Source organism: Paraclostridium sordellii (assembly GCF_000953675.1).
Lineage (GTDB): Bacteria > Bacillota > Clostridia > Peptostreptococcales > Peptostreptococcaceae > Paraclostridium > Paraclostridium sordellii.
In genome coordinates this window covers 3,382,932-3,383,308 of the sequence record NZ_LN679998.1, presented here as the reverse complement: position 1 = coordinate 3,383,308, position 377 = coordinate 3,382,932, and the positions used below count along the sequence as shown (strand labels likewise).

1 rRNA gene is annotated in these 377 nt (G+C 37.9%); it reads left to right on the top strand.

Annotation, left to right across the window (positions count from 1 at the left end):
* Positions 1-179: 179 nt before the first annotated feature.
* Positions 180-296, top strand: a 5S ribosomal RNA gene (rrf, locus tag ATCC9714_RS16575).
* The last annotated feature ends 81 nt before the right edge of the window (positions 297-377 follow it).

Sequence of the window (377 nt, the reverse complement as noted above, 5' to 3'; positions counted from 1 at the left end):
TGCAGCAATGCATGTAGCTTATTGATACTAATAGATCGAGGACTTGACCAAGATTATTTGATCAGATAAATGTTATACAGTTTTTAGAGTATTAATGTAAAATATTGTTTTAAAAAAGTATTGACAAATACTTATTGAAATGGTATTATAATACTTGTTCAAAAATGAATAAAACATAATCTAGTTATTATAGCAAAGAGGATACACCTGTTCCCATTCCGAACACAGAAGTTAAGCTCTTTAGCGCCAATGGTACTTGGTGGGAAGCTGCCTGGGAGAGTAGGACATAGCTAGGTGATGTGCCGAAGTGGCGGAACTGGCAGACGCACAGGACTTAAAATCCTGCGGGACTTACCTCTCGTACCGGTTCGATTCCG